This is a genomic window from Bacillus sp. FSL K6-1218 (genome assembly GCF_038006445.1).
Taxonomy (GTDB): domain Bacteria; phylum Bacillota; class Bacilli; order Bacillales; family Bacillaceae_G; genus Bacillus_A; species Bacillus_A thuringiensis_S.
This window is the reverse complement of sequence record NZ_JBBOVE010000001.1, coordinates 3,589,475-3,612,096: the sequence shown is the minus strand read 5'-3', so window position 1 is coordinate 3,612,096 and position 22,622 is coordinate 3,589,475. Positions and strand designations below refer to the sequence as shown.

Here is a 22,622-nt window from a genome sequence, read left to right as displayed (position 1 = left end):
GGAGGAGAGTAAATGGGGAATCATTCATCTTTAAGAGAAGAGAAAAATAAGCAAAAATATAAAAAGAAAACGATAATAAGTTTACTACTAGCGGTATTGCTAATTGGTGGAATTGGCTATGGAGCCTATGTATATATGAAAACTTCTAGTCTCGTACAAAAATCTAATTTGAATTTAGCACGAGGTGAAAAATCTAATTTACGTGAGAAATCTGTAAAGCCAATTGCAAATCATGTTTCACTTTTAATTATGGGAATTGATGAAAATCAAGAACGACAAAAGGAGTATAATGGTGCATTTCATACAGATGCATTATTGTTAGCGACTTTTAATAAAGACGTTAAAACAGTGAAATTAACGAGCATACCGCGTGATACATATACATATGTTCCAGTTGAAAAGAAAAAAGATAAAATCACCCATGCATATGGAAGTGGTTTCGTTAAAAATGGTAAAGATGGAGGACCACAAGCTTCTGTAGAAGCGGTAGAAAAATTGTTACAGGTTCCTGTTGATTATTTTGTGAAATTTAATTTTGGTTCCTTTACTAAAATTGTTGATGGGTTAGATGGTATTGAAGTAGATGTCCCAGTTGAATTTACGGAGCAAAATAGTAAAGATGAACCTGATGCGATTCATTTGAAAAAAGGATTGCAAAAATTAAATGGGGAAGAAGCACTTGCACTAGCAAGAACGCGCCATATTGATAGTGATGCAATGAGAGGTCAGAGGCAACAACTTGTTATTGAATCGATTTTAAGTAAATTAAAAAGTGTAGGCTCGATTACGAAGCTAGAAAAAATGGTTGAGGCGGTTGACGGCGATTTTAAAACAAACTTAGTAATGGATGATATTTTATCTTTTTATAAATACGGTTTAAACGGTTCAGTTGAAAAAATACAACTAGCTGGTGATGATTTATATTTACCTAATGGTCCAAATGGGCAACGTGTATATTATTATAATCCTAATAAAAAAGATCTACAGAGTTTGAGTAATACTCTTAGAACACATCTAGGGTTAAGTGAAAAGCAAATTGAGGAGAATTGAAGCAGGCGAAATGTCTGCTTTTTTATTATGTTAAATAGTATGTCGTTTACTTTTAAATGTTATATACTATTTTAAAATTCGAGATAATAGTGTAACCTAATGTTAAGGTTCAAGTTAGATAGCAAGGGGGCTATTACATAGAATAAATGGTATTAATTATAATAGTTTGGGAGAAATGAAAAAACAGGGGAGTATTAAAAATGAGAATTGTAAAGAATTTAACATTCCAAGTTATCGTGGCAATTATTTGTGGTATTGCAGTAGGAGCAATTTGGCCGAGTGTTGGACAACAAATGAAGCCAGTTGGTGAAACATTCATCAATATGATTAAAATGGTTATTGCACCGATTATCTTTTTAACGATTGTGCTCGGTATTGCAAGTATGGGAAGTATGAAAAAGGTAGGCCGTGTTGGTGGGAAGGCACTATTATATTTTGAAATTGTTACAACAGCGGCTTTAATTATTGGTATCATCGTAGCGAATGTTGTACGTCCAGGAGATGGATTAGATCCCTCAAAACTAAAAGGCGGAGATGTTTCACAATATGTACAAAGCGGGCAAGAAATGAAATGGATGGATTTCTTTTTACATATTGTGCCGTCTAACATGTTTGAAGCATTTGCAAAAGGTGATATTTTACAAGTGTTATTCTTCTCCATTTTATTCGGCGCAGGGTTAACGATGTTAGGGAAAAATGGACAACCGATTATTGACTTTTTTGAAAGATTATCGAAAGTATTTTTTAATATTTTATCCATTGTTATGAAGTTAGCACCGGTTGGAGCATTCGGCGGAATGGCATTTACAATTGGTAAATATGGTTTAAGTACACTCATACCACTTGGTAAATTAATGATTTGTGTATATGCGACAATGGCATTATTTGTTTTTATTGTTTTAAATTTTATTTGTAAACTGTATAAATTTAGTTTGTGGAAATATTTAGCGCATATTAAAGAAGAATTACTCATTGTTCTAGGGACATCATCATCAGAATCAGTACTGCCGCGAATGATGACAAAGATGGAAGACTTCGGATGTTCGAAGCCGGTAGTAGGTTTAGTCATTCCGACGGGATATTCTTTTAACTTAGATGGAACAACGATTTATTTATCGATGGCTACTATATTTTTAGCTCAAGTCTTTCACGTCGATCTTTCACTAGGTCAACAATTAACTATAATAGCTATTTTGTTAGTTACATCTAAAGGAGCAGCAGCAGTAACAGGTGGAGGATTTATTGTATTAGCATCTACGTTGTCTGCAATGAATGTTATCCCGTTAGAAGGGTTAGCGCTATTACTTGGTGTAGATCGTTTCATGTCAGAGGCACGTGCTATCGTTAATTTAATTGGTAACGGTATTGCGACTGTAGTTGTTGCAAAAAGTGAAAATGAATTTGATGATGAGAAGTATACGAGAGTAATAGAGGAGATGAAAAGAGAAAAAATAGCCGGGTAAAAAAGTCAGCTTTGCTGACTTTTTTATTTTTGTAGAAAAGAGGTTTGTTACGATATACATTATTTATTAACAATAATTTACAAGTGTTTTGTAGTGGAGGGATATAAAGACTATTAAATCAATACATAGAATTCCATGAGGTATAGTGTTTCGAAAGGTTATGGAATTTTTATGAATATTACTGTAAAAAAATAATTTTTTAAAAATTTTCAATAATAACACTTTACAAAACTCAAAAAATTAGTAGAATAATAGTTAATAAGAATCTTCTGATAAATATATAAAGAAAAACAGAATTATCAGAAAATTCTTAAGTGAGAGCGTTAAGAATTAGGGAGGGTACAGAAAGTGAAAAAGAAAAAAATGAAAAAACTAACAGCAGTTGTAGCACCAGTTTTAGCAATGAGTATGGCATTAACAGCATGTTCTACATCAGGTGGAGATAAGAAGACAAGTACAAATTCTAGCTCTGGCGGAGATAGCAAATCAGAGGGGAAATTAGCAGCGAAACAAGTGTTCAATAAAACAGAAAATCAGGAAATTCCAACAATGGATACTTCAAAGAGTACAGATACTTTGGGTTCTCAAATTTTAGGGAATACAATGGAAGGCTTATACCGTTTAGATAAAGAGAATAAACCAATCCCAGCTGCGGCAGAATCAAGTACGAAGAGTGAGGATGGTAAAAAATATACATTTAAATTACGTAAAGATGCAAAATGGTCAAATGGTGATCCTGTAACAGCGAAAGATTTCGTATTTGCATGGCAACGTTTATTAGATCCAAAAACAGCTGCTGAGTATGCATTTATCGCATTCCCAATTAAAAATGCAGAAGTAATTAATAAAGGAGAAAAACCTGTAACTGAACTAGGGGTTAAGGCAGTAGACGATTATACGTTAGAAGTTGAATTAGAACAAGCAGTACCATACTTCTTAAATTTAGTAGCATTCCCATCGTACTATCCATTAAATGAGAAATTCGTAAAAGAAAAAGGGGATAAATACGGTTTAGAATCTGATACAACTGTATATAATGGACCGTTCGTTCTTACTGATTGGAAGCATGAGCAAGGTTGGAAACTGAAGAAGAATGATCAATATTGGGATAAAAAGACTGTAAAATTAGATGAAATTAACTATAGTGTTGTAAAAGAGCCAGCAACTAATGTGAATTTATATGATAGTGGTCAAATTGATTTCGCTTTATTAACAGGTGAATTTGTTGATAAATTTAGAAATAATAAAGAGGAATATGGGGTGTATAATGAACCAAGTACGTTCTTTATACGTTTAAACCAAAAACGTGGTGGACAAGATACACCATTAAAGAGTAAAAAATTACGTGAAGCAATTGCCCTATCAATTGATAAAAAGAATTTAACAAATGTTATTTTAAATGATGGATCAAAACCTGCAGATTATTTAGTGCCGAAAGGTTTAGCAGCTGGACCTGATGGGAAAGACTTCCAAGGAACGTTTAAAAACGGCATTAAACCAGATGCGAAAAAAGCAGCTGCTGCATGGGAAGAAGCGAAAAAAGAACTTGGAAAAGATCAAGTTACAATTGAGTTTTTAAACTATGATACTGGTAATGCGAAAAAAGTTGGGGAATATGTAAAAGATCAAATTGAGAAAAACTTAAAAGGTGTAACAGTAAATATTAAACTTCAACCGTTTAAACAAAAACTTAAATTAGAATCAGATCAAGATTATGATATTTCATATGGTGGATGGAGCCCAGATTATGCGGATCCAATGACATATTTAGATATGTTTGAAAGTAAGCACTCTCATAACCAAATGAGTTTCTCTGATCAGAAATATGATGAAATAATTAAAAAAGCTGGTGGGGAATTAATGACTGATGCGAAGAAACGTTGGGAGGAGCTAGGAAAAGCAGAGAAATTACTTCTTGAAGAAGATGTAGCCCTTGTACCTTTATATCAAAGTGCTAGATCTTATGTTATGAAACCGCATGTAAAAGGTGTTGTTAAGCATAATATTAGCCCAGAATACAGCTATAAGTGGGCATATGTTACTGAAAAATAATAAGAGTTGTGAAAGTGCTTCAAAGCAGTCTACCTGCTTTGAAGCACTTTTTTTATTGTACAATTCAATGCGAAAATGGAAGAGTAGAGAAAAAACGAAAGGTAGTAGATGGGGGATATCTGTAGTATGGTCATAGAAAACAGACTGTTAATGTTAAGCAAAATAAATTTTCTAAATATTTTAAAAATAACTTTACAAAACTAGAAAAAACGGTAGAATATTAATTAATAAGAATTTTCTGATAAATATTTATCAGAAAATCTCTCAAAATGAGTTTCGTACATATAATTGGGGGAGGGTACAAAAATGAAGAAAAAGATGAAAAAGTTCACGGCGGTTGTAGCGCCAGTTTTAGCGATGAGTATGGCGTTGACAGCGTGTTCTGGATCTGGTGGAGAAAAGAAAACAACTACGACGTCTAGTGGTGGGGAAGATAAAAAGTCTGATATTAAATATGCAGCGAAGCAAGTGTTAAATCGTACAGAGAATCAAGAAATTCCGACAATGGATACTTCTAAGTCTACAGATACGTTAGGGGCACAAATTTTAGGAAACACGATGGAAGGATTATATCGTCTTGATAAAGATAATAAGCCAATCCCGGCTGCGGCAGAATCTAGTACGAAAAGCGAGGATGGCAAAAAATATACATTTAAACTACGTAAAGATGCAAAATGGTCAAATGGTGATCCTGTAACAGCGAAAGATTTCGTATTCGCATGGCAGCGCTTACTTGATAAAAATACAGCGGCAGAATATGCGTTTATTGCCTACTATATCAAAAATGCAGAGGCAATTAATAAAGGTGAAAAACCTGTAACAGAATTAGGCGCAAAAGCGGTAGATGATTATACGCTAGAAGTAGAATTAGAAAAACCAGTACCGTATTTCTTAAACTTATTAGCATTCCCGTCATACTATCCGCTAAATGAAAAATTCGTAAAAGAAAAAGGAGATAAATACGGTTTAGAAGCTGACACGACAGTGTATAACGGGCCATTCGTTATGGCTTCATGGAAACATGAACAAGGATGGCAGCTAAAGAAAAATGATAAATATTGGGATAATAAAACTGTGAAATTAGAAGAAATTAATTATAGTGTAGTAAAAGAAGTTGCGACGAAAGTAAACTTATATGATACAGGATCAATTGACTTTACATTACTATCAGGAGAATTTGTAGATAAATATAAATCGAACAAAGATGAGTACGGTGAGTATTCAGAAGCAAGTACATTCTTCTTACGTTTAAATCAAAAGCGTAACGGACAAGATACACCGTTAAAGAGTAAAAAACTTCGTGAAGCAATTGCTTTATCAGTTGATAAAAAAGGATTGGCAAATGTAATTTTAAATAATGGATCAAAAGCAACTGATCAATTGGTTCCAAAAGGACTTGCGACAGGACCGGATGGTAAAGATTACCAAGATACATTTAAAAATGGTTTGAAATATGATCCGAAAAAAGGTGCAGCAGCTTGGGAAGCAGCGAAAAAAGAACTTGGAAAAGATCAAGTGACAATTGAATTACTAAGTTATGATGATGGAACTGCGAAAAAGATTGCTGATTATGTTAAAGATCAAATTGAGAAAAACTTAAAAGGTGTAACGATTAATACAAAGATTCAGCCGTTTAAACAAAAATTAAAATTAGAGACTGCACAAGATTATGAAATCTCTTATGCAGGTTGGAGTCCAGACTACGCGGATCCAATGACGTTTATTGATATGTTCGAGTCGAAGAGCCCATATAACCAAATGAGTTACTCAAATGCCAAATATGATGATATGGTATCAAAAGCAGGTAATGAATTAATGGGTGATGCGAAGAAGCGTTGGGAAACGTTAGGGAAAGCTGAAAAACTATTCCTTGAAGAAGATGCTGGGTTAGTTCCTTTATATCAAACAGGAAGAGCGTATGTAATGAAACCGAATGTTAAAGGAATTGTGAAACACAATATTAGTCCAGAATATAGCTTTAAGTGGGCTTATGTAACGGAAGGGAAATAATAAAAAAGAGCGTTTTAAAGGTAGATAAATGATTTTTAGAACGCTCTTTTACTATTGAATTAAATAGAGAAGAATAAGAAAAGTGGTACTTACATATAGTAGATGTGGGAGAATTCGTATAGTAGTAATAGATTGTTATTGAAGTAAATGAATTAATTATTATGAATATTATTAAAAATACTTTACAATTCAAGAAAAATTAGTAGAATAATAATTAGTGATAATTTTCTGATAATTTAAAATAGAAATCTCTCAAAGTTAGTTTCGTACATATAATTGGGGAGGGTACAAAAATGAAGAAAAAGATGAAAAAGTTTACGGCGGTTGTAGCGCCAGTATTAGCAATGAGTGTGGCGTTAACAGCATGTTCTGGATCTTCTGGTGGGGAGAAGAAAACGACTACGACGTCTAATAGTGGTGGGGAAGAGAAAAAATCCGATATTAAATATGCGGCAAAGCAAGTAATGAATCGTACAGAAACGAATGAAATTCCGACGATGGATACTTCTAAAAATACAGATACGTTAGGTTCTCAAATTTTAGGAAACACGATGGAAGGGTTATATCGTCTAGATAAAGATAACAAGCCAATTCCAGCAGCGGCAGAATCTAGTACGAAAAGCGAGGATGGCAAAAAATATACATTCAAATTACGAAAAGATGCAAAATGGTCAAACGGTGACCCTGTAACAGCGAAAGATTTCGTATTTGCATGGCAACGTCTAGTAGATCCAAAAACAGCTGCTGAGTATGCGTTTATTGCTTACTATCTTAAAAATGCAGAGGCAATAAATCAAGGGAAAGCAGAAGTTTCTACATTAGGTGTAAAAGCAGTAGATGATTATACACTTGAAGTCGAATTAGAAAGACCAGTACCATATTTCTTAAATTTAATGGCATTCGCGTCATACTATCCATTAAATGAAAAGTTCGTAAAAGAAAAAGGAGATAAATACGGTTTAGAGTCTGATACGACAGTTTATAATGGACCGTTTGTACTTACTGATTGGAAGCATGAGCAAGGATGGAAATTAAAGAAAAATGATCAGTATTGGGATAAAAAGACAGTGAAACTGGATGAAATCAATTATAGTGTAGTAAAAGAAGGGGCTACTAGAGTAAATTTATATGATACAGGTGCAATTGATTTCGCACTTTTATCAGGAGAATTTGTTGATAAATATAGAAACAATAAAGAGGAGTTTGGAGCATATTCAGAAACAAGTACGTTTTACTTACGTTTAAATCAAAAACGAGGTGGGCAAGATACACCGTTAAAGAGCAAAAAATTACGTGAAGCAATTGCTTTATCAATTGATAAGAAAGCTTTAACGAATGTCATTTTAAATGATGGCTCAAAACCAGTGGATTATTTAGTACCAAAAGGTTTAGCAGCTGGACCAGACGGTAAAGATTTCGCAGAAACGTTTAAAAATGGTTTAAAACAAGACTCTAAAAAGGCAGCAGCAGCCTGGGAAGAAGCGAAAAAAGAACTTGGAAAAGATCAAGTAACAATAGAGCTATTAAATTATGATACTGGTAATGCGAAAAAAGTTGGGGAGTATGTAAAAGATCAAGTTGAAAAGAATTTAAAGGGTGTAACAGTAAATATTAAACTTCAGCCATTTAAGCAAAAGCTAAAATTAGAATCAGACCAAGATTATGATTTCTCATATGGCGGCTGGAATCCAGATTATGCGGATCCGATGACATATCTTGATATGTTTGAGACAAAAAATTCGCAGAACCAGATGAGCTACTCAAATTCAAAATATGATGACATTATTAATAAAAGTAAGACGGAATGGATGGCTGATGCAAAAAAACGTTGGACAGAGTTAGGGAAAGCAGAAAAATTGTTACTTGAAGAAGATGTAGCGCTCGTACCTTTATATCAAAGTGGTAGATCGTATGTTATGAAACCAAATGTAAAGGGAATTGTGAAACATAATATTAGTCCGGAATATAGTTTCAAATGGGCGTATGTAGAAGAGAAATAGTAAAAGGAAAAAGCGTTTTCAAGTTGCAACATTGCACTTGAAAATGCTTTTTTTCTGTGCACTATTTTTTTCTGGATGAATATATGTATTATAGAAAACTTGAAGGAGAATCCCATGAAGCGAAACACATACATCGATTTCCTAGCTTATTACGGAATAGGAAGTGCTCATCCTGGTGGCTTTACGTTAACAAAACAATTGTTAGCACACCTGCCTTTTAAATATGGAGCGAATGTCCTTGAGATAGGTTGCGGTACGGGGAAAACAGCAGCGTATATGACAAGGGAATTTGGTTATAAAGTAACAACGGTTGAAAAGAATGAAATTATGATTCAAAAGGCAAAAGATAGATGGTTGTTTGAAGGGTTAGATATACAATTAATTGAAGGAAATGTAGAGAATTTACCGTGTTTGAATAACTCATTTGAGTTCGTACTTGGAGAATCAATCATCGCTTTTACAGACAAAGAAAGGGTTATCTCGGAGTGTTATCGTGTATTACAGCAGGATGGTAAGCTTGTTGTCATTGAAATGATTATTGATAGGCACATTGATAAGGGTGAGGAAGAAAAAATCGTCCAATTATATGGCATGAAAGAACTATTAACTGAGAATGAGTGGGTACAATTATTTCAGAAAGCAAATTTTAAAAGAATCACAATTGCTGGCGGTGGCACGATTGCAGAAACGATCTCTGGCTATGTAGAAGAGCCAGAATGGAATGTATCCTCACATATTCCGAATGAGTTATATGAGGCGTGGGTACAGCATGAAAATGTACGGCTTATGTACCAACACATTTTAGGGTATCGTATTTTTATATGTGAAAAATAAAGAAAAAGAGTTGGCTAAAGGTAGTCAACTCTTTACTATGTTAAATGAAAAATAATGCAGCTAATGTAATTCCGAAGATGAAACCAAATCCGAGTTCAACACCCCAGCCACAACCGCCGCCACCCCAGCCGCCGCCACCACAACTACCGCAACCACGGCCACCACATCCGCAACTGCTGAATCCACCACCGCATCCAAATCCGCAACTATCACATCTGCTAAGGCCGCCGCAAAGGTCACAACCACCGTTTGCATAAGCATCATAGTATCCGAATCCTGAATCAAAAGATGAGCGCTGTTGCACCGGTTCGATCCATACAGAGTTTTGTGTCAAATCGATTATTTTACCTAAATGTATACGGCCATCACGGTCTTCAATCCGAACAACTTTTCCGAAATAACGTTGGCATGTATCATAACATTTTTGTCTATGCATATTCTTTCCTCCTTCCGCATTACAGTAATACGATATGTAAGGGGGACAAGTGCGGCTTGTACGAATGCCCTATCTATCATAATTGTTATAGGAAAGGGGAAATATAAGAAGAGGATATATAAGGAGGAAAAGGCATGAAATCTACAGATCAGTTTCAGACATACGAAGTACCATGGGAAGATTTTATTGAAGCGTTACGAGAGGAAATGAAGAAGCAAGTAGGGGCAGATATTATTGATACAGTAGTTTGCAATTTAGAAGATGGTTTTGAAGTGTATACATATGTGCAGGGGGATTTAGATTTTGAATATAAGGAAGCGCTTGAGAGCAAATACGGAAGTGATGCGAAGACACCTAATGTGTTAACGATAATGTTATTAGCTAGTATTTATAATACAGGTGAAGAGAATATACGCTTGCATGCGGATAATAAAGAGAATCCGATTGTTGAAGTGTATGTAAAGCAATGAAACACGCTGTGAAAGGCGTGTTTTTTATTTGTCCCGCTATTTGTGGGCAGTAAGACCCCCACCTCAAAATTCAGCGGAAGCAAAGAAGTTAGGTAGGGGATCTACTGCCCGTAAATGCCCGATTGGTGAAGGCTAATAATCAGTGGGGGATGAACAAAACCCCATTGATTCAAGTTTCACTTTATATGATAAAATATTAGAAAATTGAGAAAGAAGGTGAAGGATTGGGAATTAAACATCTTAATTTAACAGTTACAGATGTAACAGCAGCTAGAGAGTTTTTAGAGAGGTATTTTGGTTTAATTTGTAGTGGAACAAGGGGGAATGCCTTTACAGTTATGCGTGATAATGATGGATTTATACTAACGTTAATGAAAGGAAAAGAAGTTCAGTATCCAAAAACATTTCATGTAGGATTTCCACAAGAAAGTGAAGAACAAGTAGATAAGATAAATCAAAGATTGAAGGAAGATGGATTTTTGGTCGAGCCTCCTAAGCATGCCCATGCGTATACGTTTTACGTTGAAGCACCTGGTGGATTTACAATAGAAGTGATGTGTTAAGTCAAAAATCAAACTTTTTGTTATGTGTTTTTAAAATAAAAAGTAGGAAAAGTCTGTTTTAAGTGTGGAGCTTAAACAGGCTTTTTTACTTATATAATTGGATAGAGAATGCTAGAAGGAATATTACCAAGTGTCTGATCTGTTTACATAATAAAGTTATGGTGGGTTAGTTGTCCTAAAATACAAGTCATATATCTTGTTTCCTCTCATAAATTTAAACATAGGAATTTGTCTACAAAGGTGGCGAAGCCTCATCATGAAAATCCGAATTTGTGCCACGTTCATGTTGTTTCTATTTATATGTTTACCTTTATCAGCTTTTGCAAAAGGAGAGGAGGCAAAGGAAAGGGTCGTTTCACTTGTATATGACGATTCGGGCAGCATGAGAAATAACGATCGCTGGAAATATGCCAATTATGCTTTGCAAAGTTTAGTTGCGCTATTAGATGAAAAAGATAAATTTTCTTACGTTCCAATGAGTAAGCCGAATGATCCATTAAACATTTCGTTAACGAAGGATAAAAGGCAAACAGAAATTGAGGGAATTGGAGCGTGGAAAACGTATTTAAATACTCCATTTAGCGCGGTAGAAACGGCGATGCAATCTATAAAAAAGGAAGCAGATATAGATGGAAAACGTGAATTTTGGCTTATTGTATTAACTGACGGGGCATTTAATGATTTAGAGAAAGATAAGGTTGGCGGAAAAGAACAAATTTTGCAGAAATTAGCCCAGTTTAAGAAAGAAATGGATGCAAAAAAAATATCGTTACATCCAGTCTTAATTACGATGGAAGAAGATTTAGGACAACAAGAAAAAGAACAATTAAACACGTTCAAAGAAATATGGAAGAAAGAGATAAATGGTGTTACGATGCCGTCAAGCGGAGAAGATGGCATTGTAAAAAGTGTAAATCAAGTGGCAGCATTAGTTGCAAATCGTGATCCATTCTCCTCTGTTGAATCGATTGTAAAAACGAAAGTAGTGGGGAAAAGAGTAGAGATTACAACACCGTTTCCATTAAAGCGTATGACGCTTGTACGACAATCGCCTTCTCTGCCCGATTATCAGGTCACACAAATTTCTAAACCATTACAATTACAATCTTCTTTTTCCATACATGCACCAGGAGAAGCAAAATTGTTCGGAAATATAGTTCATATAAGTACGGAAAATCAGGAAGTTATTAAACCAGGAACTTATACGATAGAAGTGGACCAGGACATTGAGAAAGAAGGACTACAAGTACTAGTTGAACCGGCGCTTAATTATACGGTTTCTACTTATGACAAAGATGATAGTAGTCAAAAAAATGTAGAGGAAATGTACGAAGGTGTTACTGCTGTTATTGAAGCGAAGCCTACGGAGTTGCCAGTTCAGTCTTCTTACTTTCAGGCAGAAGTAGAAATAGACGGAAAACAATATCCGATGAAGTGGGATGATAAAAGGCATGTGTTTTATTACGAAACTAAGCTTGGTAAAGGGTTAGTACGCGGGAAAGTTCATATGAATATAAAGGGGTTTTATAGACAGACGAAAGAATTTAAAATTGAAACAGCTGAGAAACCAAAATTATCACTTCAAACTGTTACAAAAGATTATGAAGAAAAAGTGACAAATTTAGAGAATAGTAAACCATTTGTTTTGCAGCCACAGTTAGATGGTAAGCCGATGACAGAAGAAGCTGTAAAAAAACTATTAAAATCTACTGGTGTCACATCTAAACAATCAATCAATTATGAAATAACGCAACATGGAAATCAGATCTATGTTTATCCTCGTCCCTATTACTCCGACACATTTAATTTTACAGATACCGGCACCGTAGAAGCTACCATCGTAATGCAGGATTCAAAATTACAAGAAGTAAAGAAAAACATAATATTCCATATTCAAGATGCTCCGTTTTATGAAAAATATGCGTTTATTTTTAAGTTTGTCATTCCTATCACTTTATTACTACTAGTAGTAGGAATCATTGTTTTAGGATGGATTGTTCGGCCAAGATTTCACCGGAAAGCACTACTGTATTATGAATGGGATCAAGAGGTAGCGAAAGATTGGCTATATCAATCTGAACCAGAATTACTTCGAAATAAATGGTGGAACCATTATTTTGGTATCCCATTTAGAGCAGAAAGAAAAACAGTGCAATCCGTTACGTTTATAGCGAAGAAAGGTTCGAAATCTGTCTTTGTAGCGAAAGAATCACAAGTAGTTGGAATGATTATTGATGGGATGTTTATAACAAAGGATGAAGTAGGAATGGAACATAAGACACTATATCCAAATGAACTTTTACTAATTGATAGAGGATATGGTAAGGAGATTTACAAGTACGAATGTGAATAGTAGATAGGGAAAAGAAGGGGATGGAGTATTGATTCTCTTTCCCTTTTTTCAAACAAGCAAGAATAGGAAGGTGGTTCACATGACATTACAAGTTCCAACAATATTAATTGGTTTAGGTGGAATCGGTAGTACTGTGACGCATCAAATATATGAAAAATTGCCTGAAGAGCGCCGGAAAAAGGTAGCAATGCACGTATTTGATACAGATGTGAATACATTGAGTAAATTTGATCATATTCGAAAGTTTAAGACACAAACGAGTTCTAGTAAAACGCCCAGGGAGTATATTGCAGGAGATCCAACAATCCCAGAGTGGTTTCCGATGGATCCGACTATACTTGATAAACCATTAACAGAAGGAGCAGGACAGTTACGCGTCATTTCACGTTTAGCGTTACGTGCTGCGATGAAAGAAGATAAATTAACGTCCTTTTGGCAAGAAATTGAGAAAATTTTTCCGGTTACAAGTGATCAAACAGAATATGGTGTGCGTGTCATTATAGTAACATCACTAGCAGGCGGAACAGGTTCGGGGATGTTTCTGCAAATTGCATTATATTTACGTGAAATGCTTCGGAAGAAATTGCAGCATCATAACATTTTAATACGCGGTGCGTTTTTAATGCCGGATGTTTTAGTAAAGACGAGAACAGTTAGTGCGAAAGAGTTTGAAACGGTGCAAGCGAACGGCTATGCATCGTTAAAAGAATTACATGCTATTACACTCGGTTCTACTGGGGAATTATCAAAACGCGGCGGTGTAACAATTGAATTAGAGTATCGCCCTGATCAAGTAGATGAAGACGGAAGAACGAATCATACAATTAAACAACATCATTTACCGTACAATTATTGTTTCTTATACGATTACGAAAACCTACATGGACACCATTTACACAATTTATCAGACTATATGGAACAGATGGCAAATACGATTTATTTACAGTTATTTAGCCCGATGTCCACAAGTCATTTTGCGCAGGAAGACAATCAAATTCAGCAATTGGCAGAATCGAGCGGAAAAGGGCGATATTGCGGAGCAGGAACGGCAAAGCTCATTTATCCATATGAACACGTGTTAAAATATTGTGCTTTAAAATGGGCTGTGCAAGGTTTAGATGAATCGTGGCTACATTTAGATCAACTATTTCAAGAGAAGAAGCAAAGATATGACCAAGATGTAAAACGTGGTATGCAGCGTGAAAAACCTGAACGTGGCAAAAGTTATTTAGAGGATTTGGAACATCTTGCTACCCGTCCAGAGCAAGCGCATATTTTCTATAGACAAATGTATAATGAAACGCGTGAAGGAGCAGAGGGTGGTAAGCTTGGAGTTGCGAAATCAAAACTATTTTTAGAGGCAGTAGAAAGTTATGTACAACGTACGGTGCAAAAAGATGAGGAATTAAATCGTCTGCAACATGAGTGTAAAATTTCAGCTGCGAAACTGAAAATGATGGAACAAATGAAAGGTGAAGTAGCAAGAGTGGATCATGCGGTTCGTTTATATGCCTATGCGATTCCGAGCCGTGTACATGAACATGTAACGACACTTTTATATGACATGATTGAATCAGATCGCTTTTCACCAAGTGGTTCTGAAGGGCAGTCCTATCAATTAAATACATGGTTTTTAAAAAAAACAGATCCAGTTCACCCAGTAGCAGCACGTTTTATGTTATATGAAATTCGAAAGCAGTTAGTAGAAAAAATGAATCGACTACATGAAAATAATGAACAAAAGCGTAATGTAATTCAAAACTACGATAAAAAATTTAATGTGGGTAATATTGATGGGACGGTAACGGCTGTACGCCGAGTGGAAATTGCTCAACAACAAGGCTGGTTTGGAAAAATGATTAATAATCAGCAACGTTTATTCAAAAGAGAATTTGAAGACATCGTAACGCAATATGTACACAAATTAAATGAATATCGAAAAGAAATGCTATTAGAACTTGTATATCAATCGCTATATCAAGCAGTGAATAAAATGATTCAATATTGGGAAAGATTTTTTGATAATTTACATGAAACACGTGAAAATTTACTGTTTGAAATCCAAAAGCGCAGTAAGGAATTTGAAGGAAAAACAAACCCGACGAATGTATATGTATTAGCTGAGGAACAGCTGCAAGAAAAGATATGGCAAGATATGCAGCAACATTTAAATTTAGGTGTATTACCGAAAGATATATCAGCGGAAATTTATATGAGTTTGTACGGGGAATATTGTCGTGATGCGAAAACAGAAGAGATTCAGTCGAAAAAGGTAGAGGATTTCTACCGCGAACATATACTGAGCTATTGTTATGACGAACTGCAAGTACGCTATCGTGATAAATTAGAACTGAATATTATTGAAGCGTTGCGAAAAGAAGCAGATTATAAGAAACGTGATCGCGATGAATACGTTCGTGAAAAAATTGAAGACCTGTTCCATTTAGCGAGTCCATTCGTTCCGAAAGTTGCTCATCATAGGGAATTACAATATTGGGGTATACATCCTTCTTTAAAGAAAGAGCTGCAAGAGGAATTAATTCAAGAAATGTTTAAAGAAAAAGATACAGTACATGAAGCCTTTTCACCATTTGAAGTGATCTGTTATCGAGCGCATTATGGCTTATCGCTGCAAGACTTTCCTAAATTATCATCAGGACATATTTCAAACGGATTTATGAATGATAAAGGTGACTATTTCCAATCGTATTATCGCCGTGTAAACAAATTAAATAGTAAAAAATCTAGTTTAACGCCGCATTTGGATAAGTATTGGCACTTACCAGCCTTTATGCCAGATTTAAACGCGACTCAAACAAAATTAGATTATGATAAATGTAATCGTGCATTACTATACGCATATATGTATCGCTGGATTAGTTTAGTTGCTGTTGATGGACAGTTTGTGTATCAATATAACGGTGTAGGACGTAGCTTTTTAATTCAGTCGATGGGGAAAAATATTTCAAGCGAAAGTTATAAATTACACAGAGCGTTGCTTCATAATCCGTTTATTTATGAAAACATCTTGTCACGATTTGAAGAAGAGCAAGAAAAGGCGATGATACAAGGTGGACATTTATATACACATCCGTTCGTATTAGGAGCCCAAGATGTAAGATGGCTTAGAAAAGAACATGTCCACAATCTTTTAGATATGATTTTAATGTATGACCGTGAAGCGAAGTATGATCCGACGTTAGAAGAAACATCAGATGAATTATTAAGACTATTCCTTGATGAAATCGAGTTGTATTTCCAGAACTATTACGGTACAGGTGCTGATATGGTGGCAAAGAAAGAGAAAGAAATGTTTATTAAACAATTGTGGGATCGCTCGCATGCGAAAGGATATGTAGATCCAAATAGCGCTCCGTATAAAAAATGGCAAAATTTATTAAGTGTTCAAGATGAAGAAGAAACGCCAAAAACGAATGTATAATGAATGAAAAGGGAATCCTTAAAAGTGGTAATACAACTTTAGAAAAGAGGGATTCTGATGCCGTTTTTAGGAAGTGTATATCAAATATTTGGGTTATATCCGGAACTTTATTATGGGATGATTTCAGCGGAGCTGCAAGAGGAAGCTCAGAAGGAGCATCTTGAAAATAGTAGTGCAGAAGCTGAAGTGGAAGAATAAAAAAAAGTGCAGATGAAAATCTGCACTTTTTTGTTAGTATTAAAATGGTGACATAACCCCAAACGAATTATTATTTTTAAATAATAATTCGTTTGGGGTTATTATGATTTTTATTGCATTGTATGTAATGAAAATTGTATGAAAATCAATGTAATAAAATGCGTATGAATATTAAGTTGGAAAACAACAATGTTTTCGAGAAAATAATTATGTATAAAAATAACATTTGATACATAATTAACTGATTATTTTTGAGTGATTTATTATTGACAATATAATTAATTGTATGATAAATTCAATCAGCATTCTTAATGGTTTTTTGGTACGATTAATATTTCGAAAATTCAATACGACATAAAAAGATTGATTTTTCTGTTTTTTGAGGTGGGTTACTAAGTCTATAGGGGAAGTGAACTATGTATATTTTTATTTTTAAAATAGAACAGTAATAAAGAATGTAACAAGTAAGAGATAAACTTGAAAAAGAGGTTTTAAAGAATGAGTCTTTTCATAAAGAAAGCAATGGATGAAGAAAAGAAAAAAGTATTGAATCAAACTTTAGGAGCGATTGATCTAACTCTTTTAGGTATTGGAGCAATTATTGGTACAGGTATTTTCGTATTAACTGGTATTGTAGCAGCGAAACATGCTGGTCCGGCGATTGTATTATCTTTTGTATTAGCGGCAATTATATGTGCATGTGTGGCTTTCTGTTATGCTGAATTTGCATCTACAGTTCCAGTTTCGGGAAGTGTATATTCATATACATATATGACACTAGGTGAGATTTTTGCATTTATAGTTGGCTGGTGTGTTATGCTGGAGTATTTATTAGCGACTTCTGCGGTTGCAGCAGGCTGGTCAGCATATTTTCAGTCATTGCTACTAGGTTTTAATATTCACATTCCTACGATTTTTGCTTCGGCACCAGGAATGGGGAAGGGTGGAATCATTGATTTACCAGCAGTTCTTATTATTTTAGTTGTTACATTTTTATTAAGCCGTGGTGCAAAAGAAAGTGCACGAATAAATAATATAATGGTTATTATTAAACTGGCTGTTATTGTAGGATTTATTGTTGTAGGGACACAATATGTAAGACCAGAGAATTGGCAACCATTTCTACCGTTTGGTTTTCACGGTGTGGTAGGGGGCGCTGCTACTGTATTTTTTGCTTTTTTAGGATTTGATGCAGTTGCAACAGCCGCAGAAGAAGTGAAGCGTCCACAACGTAACGTGCCAATTGGGCTACTTGTTTCCTTGTTCATTTGTACCGTTCTATATGTAGGTGTTTCATTCGTGTTAACTGGAATGGTTCCGTTTACGGAATTAAATGTTGCTGATCCGGTTGCATATGCGTTGCGCACTGTAGGAGAAGATAGAATTGCTGGGTTGTTATCGGTGGGAGCGATAGCAGGGCTAACAACAGTTCTGTTAGTAGCTATGTTTGCATTTGTTCGTGTATCTTACTCGATGAGTCGAGATGGATTGTTACCACAAAGACTTTCAAGTGTCCATAAACGTTTACAAACTCCATTTTTTAATACGTGGGTTACAGGTATACTAGCAGCTTTATTAGCAGGATTAGTGGATTTGAATTTATTAGCTAATTTAGTGAATATGGGAACGATAACAGCGTTTGTGTTTGTATCTATAGCTGTCATTGTATTAAGAAAGACACATCCTAATATGAAGAGGCCATTCCGTGCTCCTCTAGTACCTTTTTTACCTATCGTTTCGATAGTAAGTTGTATATATTTAGCTTTGAATCTTTCTAAGCTTACTTTAATTAGTTTTGTTGCATGGATTATAATAGGTGTTTTCATATATTTTGTATATGCTAAAAAACATAGTAATGTTAGAAATAGAAATAAAGTATAGTCCATTGAAATAATACTTGTAATGGAAATGCAAACACGCTACTTATTCATATAAGAACAAGTAGCGTGTTTTTGCTATTTAATAATCCCATTTTCTAAAATTTTAATAGTTGGTGCGACTTTCACATTAGCTTTTGAAAAGGCACTCGGCCAATCATCTTCAACTTGTTTCCATTCTTTATAGTGAAATGCTCTCGCATAATCACCAAATCCAAATGGATCAAGTTGCTGTTTTTGAATGTTGTGGATTAGATCGTTTAAATCTTTGTTTAGCTGTTTTGTAATAAGAGAAGTTAATTTCTTTCTATCTTTGTCTATATCCATGTTGAATGTAAGTTCAGATACGGAAACTTTAAAATCCATTGCAATATTAAATTTGAAGTGGTTATCGTTATAGCCTGTGTGAATGTCACGATTCATGCTAAGAACATTTATTGTTGCGAAATCTTTGCCGTCTGTATCTTTTAAATCACTATTATTTTCAACTTGAGTAGAAGGGATCTTCATTGTAAGAGAAACTGGTGTATTGGCCTTCTTTTGTAATAGAAGAAGGAGGGCACTTTCATATCGATTTAAAGACATCTTATAGATTCCGCGAGAAGTTAATAGTGCGGAACCGGTAACGATAATATCTTTCTTTCCTTTTTTTATTTCTGAGATAGCAGGTGTTATACCTTTATTAAAAGTTTGTCTATGAAATTCATGGAATGTCGTAAACACGGTCCGATTGTATAGTTTATTCGTATTAATTAAATCTGTTAAATATTCAGGAAGAGCAGGCTTATCTTTGAAATTATTATATATAACAGAAGAAATGGGGCCATCTACTGCAACCATGCGCATATTTCCTGTATTTTTAGGGTCGCGATACCAAACATCCAGATAAGGCATAGCTCCTTCTTGTTTTAAAAAATTCGTGCTAAACAATATGAGCTGTAACTTTTCTGTGGACACTAAACCGCTGCTTGAACTGTTAAACGTATCTTTTGCTTCTCGAGGTGTATGTACTTTCGCTTCATGAATTTCGTACTTTTTCTCTACATCTTCATTAAAAATAGGATTTACGTGATACACAATTAATTTTCCTTTTGCTTTTGCGTCAAAACCGTAAACTAATGAGATGGATTGTTTTTCTAAATCAAGCCGATCTTCACAACCTACTAAAAAAATTATGAGAAAACAAAATATAATAAAATGAATAAAGCGTCTCATTTAAACTTTTCTCCTTTTCCAATGCTGATAAAGTGTCATGTATAAGAGAAATACAACTGGGAATAGAAAAACGATAAAATAACTAGCAGTTCCCCAAAATTCCCGCAACGCACTTATCTGATAAGAAGAAGGGATATAAAAGAATAAGATGAAAATACACCCGAATAATAAAAAATAAATAGGTAATGAACTCCCTTTTTTGTTAAGTAATTGATTAATTCCATCTGAAGCAGTGAAAATATAAGGAATACAGGAATCAAAAATAATAAAGAGATAAAATGACAAAAAGATAATTTCAAATCGCTCAAGAAATGAGAAATGAAACGGTGTAACAAGAGAAAGAGTCGGCCATAAAAACTTTGTTATACCATCTGGACTAAAATAAATAAAAGAAACGAACGTGATTTGAAGATAAATAAATAACGTAATCAAATTCGCAATAATAATTCCTTTTTTTGCAGATGCTTTGTTAGTTAAATAAGGATAAAGGACAAATGCAAACTCGAATCCGAGAAACGCAATGATAGTTGATTTCACGGTGTTTAGAATTGGTAGCCATCCTTCCTTGATGAGAGGAAGAAGATATATGAAATACCCATCTTTAAGAGGAATAAATAATAATAATGGCATCCAAAGTGTAAAGATGACAGTAAAAACAGCAAAACGACTAATAATAAGTGCCCCTTTACATGCAAGCATAAGCATTGGAATAGATAACAAAATCATAATTAAAGACATAGGAGATCTAGGTAAAATCCAAATATGAATAACGTATAAGAGGGAAAAAATTAAGGAAACAGCTGCGAGTACGGCATATAAAATCCAAAAAATCATTACTACTCTTCCTAGCCATTTTCCAAGATAGCGTATCAGCACATCAAGTAAAGTATATCCTGGATGTTTTTCCATGATTTTTACAATACATAGACTGACTAAAGTAGTAATGACACATCCGATAATAATAGACATCCAGCCATCTGTATTCGCTCCTTGTGCAACTTCACGCGGAAGTGTAAGTACGCCGAACCCGACTTGAACACCACTAATAGTTAAAATGTATTGAAATAAAGTGATCTCCCTCTTTGCACGTTTTGTCACTTATTCTCCTCCTTTTCCTCAACATCTCTTTGCCGGTTATCTTGTTTTAATTGTAGAGATAGTGGCCGTTTCTTCATAATTTTCCATGGGAAACGTACAAGGGTATCTTTTAAATCCGAAGCATATGACGGAGAAAAAGGACTACCATATGGCACACCAAGTGATTCCATAGAAAGAATATGGATGATAATAATTGCCATTCCAACCATAATTCCAATGACGCCAAATAAAGAGGCGGCTATCATCATTGGGAATCGAAGAAGCCGAATTCCTGCTGACATTTCTAAGTTGGGAATAATGAAGGAGGCAACCGCAGTAATTGATACGACGATAACCATAACGTTACTAACAATCCCAGCTTGAACCGCAGCTTGTCCAATTACAATTCCTCCTACGACGCCGATTGTTTGTCCAACAGGCCCAGGAAGCCGAATCGCTGCTTCTCGGAGCATTTCGAGAACTAATTCCATTAATAAAGCTTCTAATATGGGGGGAAAAGGAATTTTGGCTCGAGATTCTCCAATCGTTAACAACAATTTGAGCGGAATCACTTCATAATGGAAGGAAATCATAGCAATATAAAGAGCTGGAGCAAATATTGCAATAAATAGCCCAGTGAAACGAAGGAGTCGTATAAAAGATGGAATCATAGGTCTGAAGCTGTAATCATCTATCGTCTGGAAAAAGGATGAAAAGGTCATAGGTCCTATTAATACGCCTGGTGAGCGATCTACAACAACAGCAATTCTCCCATTCAAAATATGATGTGCCGTTGTGTCAGGACGTTCAGTGATAGACAATTGTGGGAAGAGAGTATAAGAATTATCTTCAACAAATCCTTCTAATTCACCGGTAGTAAGAATAGCATCTACTTTGATTGATTCGATGCGGCATGCCATATCTTGTACAATATCTTCGTTTGCAACATCTGCAAGATAAAGTAAAAAAACTTTAGAGGTTGCTCGTTCGCCAACAGTGAATTCTTTCACTTTTAATTCGCGATTTGGAATATAGCGACGAATAAGTGCGATACTATCACTTGCCACTTCATTAAATCCTTCGTGTGAGCTTTTTATGGAAGTCTCTGTTGTAGGTTCTTCAATACTCCTTTTTGGCGCCGCTTGTGTATCTAGTTCTAAAGCTGATAATTGACCGTTTATAAATAAAATACTTTTGCCATGTAAGAGAGATTGCTCAATGTCTATCCACTTCTGAACTTTTTTAATATTCCCTATAGAAACAGAAGATTCCCAAAAATCATCTTCATTCCATTCTTTAAATAAGAGAGGCCGAAGAATATCTACATTAATAACAGTTTTATCTACAAGTCCTTCCATATATATAAGAGCAGCTTCTTTTCCGTTTTTTAACGGGAAAGTGCGTGTAATTAATTCTGGAATACCACTAAATAATTTGGATAAGTGTTTAAGATTAAGCGGCATGGAGGAAGAAATTTCTTTATTTAATACAGTTTCAGATTGCTCGTGTGTAGAGAAAGATTTTTCGCCCTTTATCCATTTTCGAAAAGATCCCATATATTCACCTTATTCCTCGTTGAACT

At 34.8% G+C, this 22,622-nt stretch carries 16 protein-coding genes; 12 read left to right on the top strand and 4 right to left on the bottom strand.

The genetic code is table 11. The features are described from left to right. The first annotated feature begins 12 nt into the window (after positions 1-12). From MHI26_RS18225 to MHI26_RS18200, 6 genes are all read left to right on the top strand, one after another. On the top strand, positions 13-1,050 hold the full coding sequence (locus MHI26_RS18225; protein WP_061665770.1) for an LCP family protein: 1,038 nt from the start codon (positions 13-15) through the stop codon (positions 1,048-1,050). A gap of 200 nt (positions 1,051-1,250) precedes the next feature. Continuing rightward, complete coding sequence (locus tag MHI26_RS18220) at positions 1,251-2,513, top strand: dicarboxylate/amino acid:cation symporter (protein WP_061665769.1); 1,263 nt, start codon at positions 1,251-1,253, stop codon at positions 2,511-2,513. 348 nt (positions 2,514-2,861) lie between these two features. After that, positions 2,862-4,565 (top strand): peptide ABC transporter substrate-binding protein, encoded by a 1,704-nt coding sequence (locus tag MHI26_RS18215; RefSeq protein ID WP_000727527.1) that lies wholly within the window; start codon positions 2,862-2,864, stop codon positions 4,563-4,565. 306 nt (positions 4,566-4,871) lie between these two features. After that, positions 4,872-6,575: a peptide ABC transporter substrate-binding protein gene (locus MHI26_RS18210; RefSeq protein WP_000728456.1), complete on the top strand. Its 1,704-nt coding sequence runs from the start codon at positions 4,872-4,874 to the stop codon at positions 6,573-6,575. A 293-nt stretch (positions 6,576-6,868) separates the two neighbouring features. Continuing rightward, complete coding sequence (locus MHI26_RS18205; protein ID WP_000728480.1) at positions 6,869-8,575, top strand: peptide ABC transporter substrate-binding protein; 1,707 nt, start codon at positions 6,869-6,871, stop codon at positions 8,573-8,575. A gap of 114 nt (positions 8,576-8,689) precedes the next feature. Further along, on the top strand, positions 8,690-9,409 hold the full coding sequence (locus MHI26_RS18200; RefSeq protein WP_000828237.1) for a class I SAM-dependent methyltransferase: 720 nt from the start codon (positions 8,690-8,692) through the stop codon (positions 9,407-9,409). 40 nt (positions 9,410-9,449) lie between these two features. Here MHI26_RS18200 and MHI26_RS18195 read toward each other — a convergent pair whose 3' ends face one another. Further along, positions 9,450-9,845, bottom strand: a complete 396-nt coding sequence (locus MHI26_RS18195; protein ID WP_000554969.1) for a hypothetical protein — start codon at positions 9,843-9,845, stop codon at positions 9,450-9,452. 134 nt (positions 9,846-9,979) lie between these two features. Here MHI26_RS18195 and MHI26_RS18190 point away from each other — a divergent pair, with 134 nt between their 5' ends. The 6 genes from MHI26_RS18190 to MHI26_RS18165 all read left to right on the top strand — a co-directional run bounded on the left by MHI26_RS18190 (position 9,980) and on the right by MHI26_RS18165 (position 18,752). Further along, entirely contained in the window at positions 9,980-10,315 is a 336-nt protein-coding gene (locus tag MHI26_RS18190; RefSeq protein ID WP_000842886.1) for a hypothetical protein, read from the top strand. 224 nt (positions 10,316-10,539) lie between these two features. Then, positions 10,540-10,878: a VOC family protein gene (locus MHI26_RS18185; protein ID WP_061665768.1), complete on the top strand. Its 339-nt coding sequence runs from the start codon at positions 10,540-10,542 to the stop codon at positions 10,876-10,878. A gap of 256 nt (positions 10,879-11,134) precedes the next feature. Beyond that, entirely contained in the window at positions 11,135-13,231 is a 2,097-nt protein-coding gene (locus tag MHI26_RS18180) for a vWA domain-containing protein (protein ID WP_061665767.1), read from the top strand. A 79-nt stretch (positions 13,232-13,310) separates the two neighbouring features. Next, positions 13,311-16,673 (top strand): tubulin-like doman-containing protein, encoded by a 3,363-nt coding sequence (locus tag MHI26_RS18175; protein WP_061665766.1) that lies wholly within the window; start codon positions 13,311-13,313, stop codon positions 16,671-16,673. Positions 16,674-16,730: 57 nt separating this feature from the next. Next, positions 16,731-16,871, top strand: coding sequence for a hypothetical protein (locus tag MHI26_RS18170; RefSeq protein ID WP_001116193.1), 141 nt, complete (start codon positions 16,731-16,733; stop codon positions 16,869-16,871). Positions 16,872-17,369: 498 nt separating this feature from the next. Next, positions 17,370-18,752, top strand: a complete 1,383-nt coding sequence (locus MHI26_RS18165; RefSeq protein WP_061665765.1) for an APC family permease — start codon at positions 17,370-17,372, stop codon at positions 18,750-18,752. Positions 18,753-18,826: 74 nt separating this feature from the next. On the opposite strand, the gene MHI26_RS18160 is transcribed toward MHI26_RS18165, so the two are convergent. Genes MHI26_RS18160 through MHI26_RS18150 form a run of 3 tightly spaced genes read right to left on the bottom strand, consistent with a single transcriptional unit; the run spans position 18,827 to position 22,596 of the window. Beyond that, on the bottom strand, positions 18,827-19,963 hold the full coding sequence (locus MHI26_RS18160) for a Ger(x)C family spore germination protein (RefSeq protein WP_001252188.1): 1,137 nt from the start codon (positions 19,961-19,963) through the stop codon (positions 18,827-18,829). Further along, positions 19,964-21,061, bottom strand: a complete 1,098-nt coding sequence (locus tag MHI26_RS18155) for an endospore germination permease (RefSeq protein WP_000166529.1) — start codon at positions 21,059-21,061, stop codon at positions 19,964-19,966. It lies immediately after the preceding gene. Further along, positions 21,058-22,596, bottom strand: coding sequence for a spore germination protein (locus MHI26_RS18150; RefSeq protein WP_000534544.1), 1,539 nt, complete (start codon positions 22,594-22,596; stop codon positions 21,058-21,060). The genes MHI26_RS18155 and MHI26_RS18150 overlap by 4 nt, the downstream gene beginning before the upstream one ends. Positions 22,597-22,622: the final 26 nt, after the last annotated feature.

Bases quoted from the DNA above. Each gene is read 5' to 3' on its own strand.
- MHI26_RS18225 (WP_061665770.1), top strand. From the start codon at position 13: ATGGGGAATCATTCATCTTTAAGAGAAGAGAAAAATAAGCAAAAATAT.
- MHI26_RS18220 (WP_061665769.1), top strand. From the start codon at position 1,251: ATGAGAATTGTAAAGAATTTAACATTCCAAGTTATCGTGGCAATTATT.
- MHI26_RS18210 (WP_000728456.1), top strand. From the start codon at position 4,872: ATGAAGAAAAAGATGAAAAAGTTCACGGCGGTTGTAGCGCCAGTTTTA.
- MHI26_RS18205 (WP_000728480.1), top strand. From the start codon at position 6,869: ATGAAGAAAAAGATGAAAAAGTTTACGGCGGTTGTAGCGCCAGTATTA.
- MHI26_RS18200 (WP_000828237.1), top strand. From the start codon at position 8,690: ATGAAGCGAAACACATACATCGATTTCCTAGCTTATTACGGAATAGGA.
- MHI26_RS18195 (WP_000554969.1), bottom strand. From the start codon at position 9,845: ATGCATAGACAAAAATGTTATGATACATGCCAACGTTATTTCGGAAAA.
- MHI26_RS18190 (WP_000842886.1), top strand. From the start codon at position 9,980: ATGAAATCTACAGATCAGTTTCAGACATACGAAGTACCATGGGAAGAT.
- MHI26_RS18180 (WP_061665767.1), top strand. From the start codon at position 11,135: ATGAAAATCCGAATTTGTGCCACGTTCATGTTGTTTCTATTTATATGT.
- MHI26_RS18175 (WP_061665766.1), top strand. From the start codon at position 13,311: ATGACATTACAAGTTCCAACAATATTAATTGGTTTAGGTGGAATCGGT.
- MHI26_RS18170 (WP_001116193.1), top strand. From the start codon at position 16,731: ATGCCGTTTTTAGGAAGTGTATATCAAATATTTGGGTTATATCCGGAA.
- MHI26_RS18165 (WP_061665765.1), top strand. From the start codon at position 17,370: ATGAGTCTTTTCATAAAGAAAGCAATGGATGAAGAAAAGAAAAAAGTA.
- MHI26_RS18160 (WP_001252188.1), bottom strand. From the start codon at position 19,963: ATGAGACGCTTTATTCATTTTATTATATTTTGTTTTCTCATAATTTTT.
- MHI26_RS18150 (WP_000534544.1), bottom strand. From the start codon at position 22,596: ATGGGATCTTTTCGAAAATGGATAAAGGGCGAAAAATCTTTCTCTACA.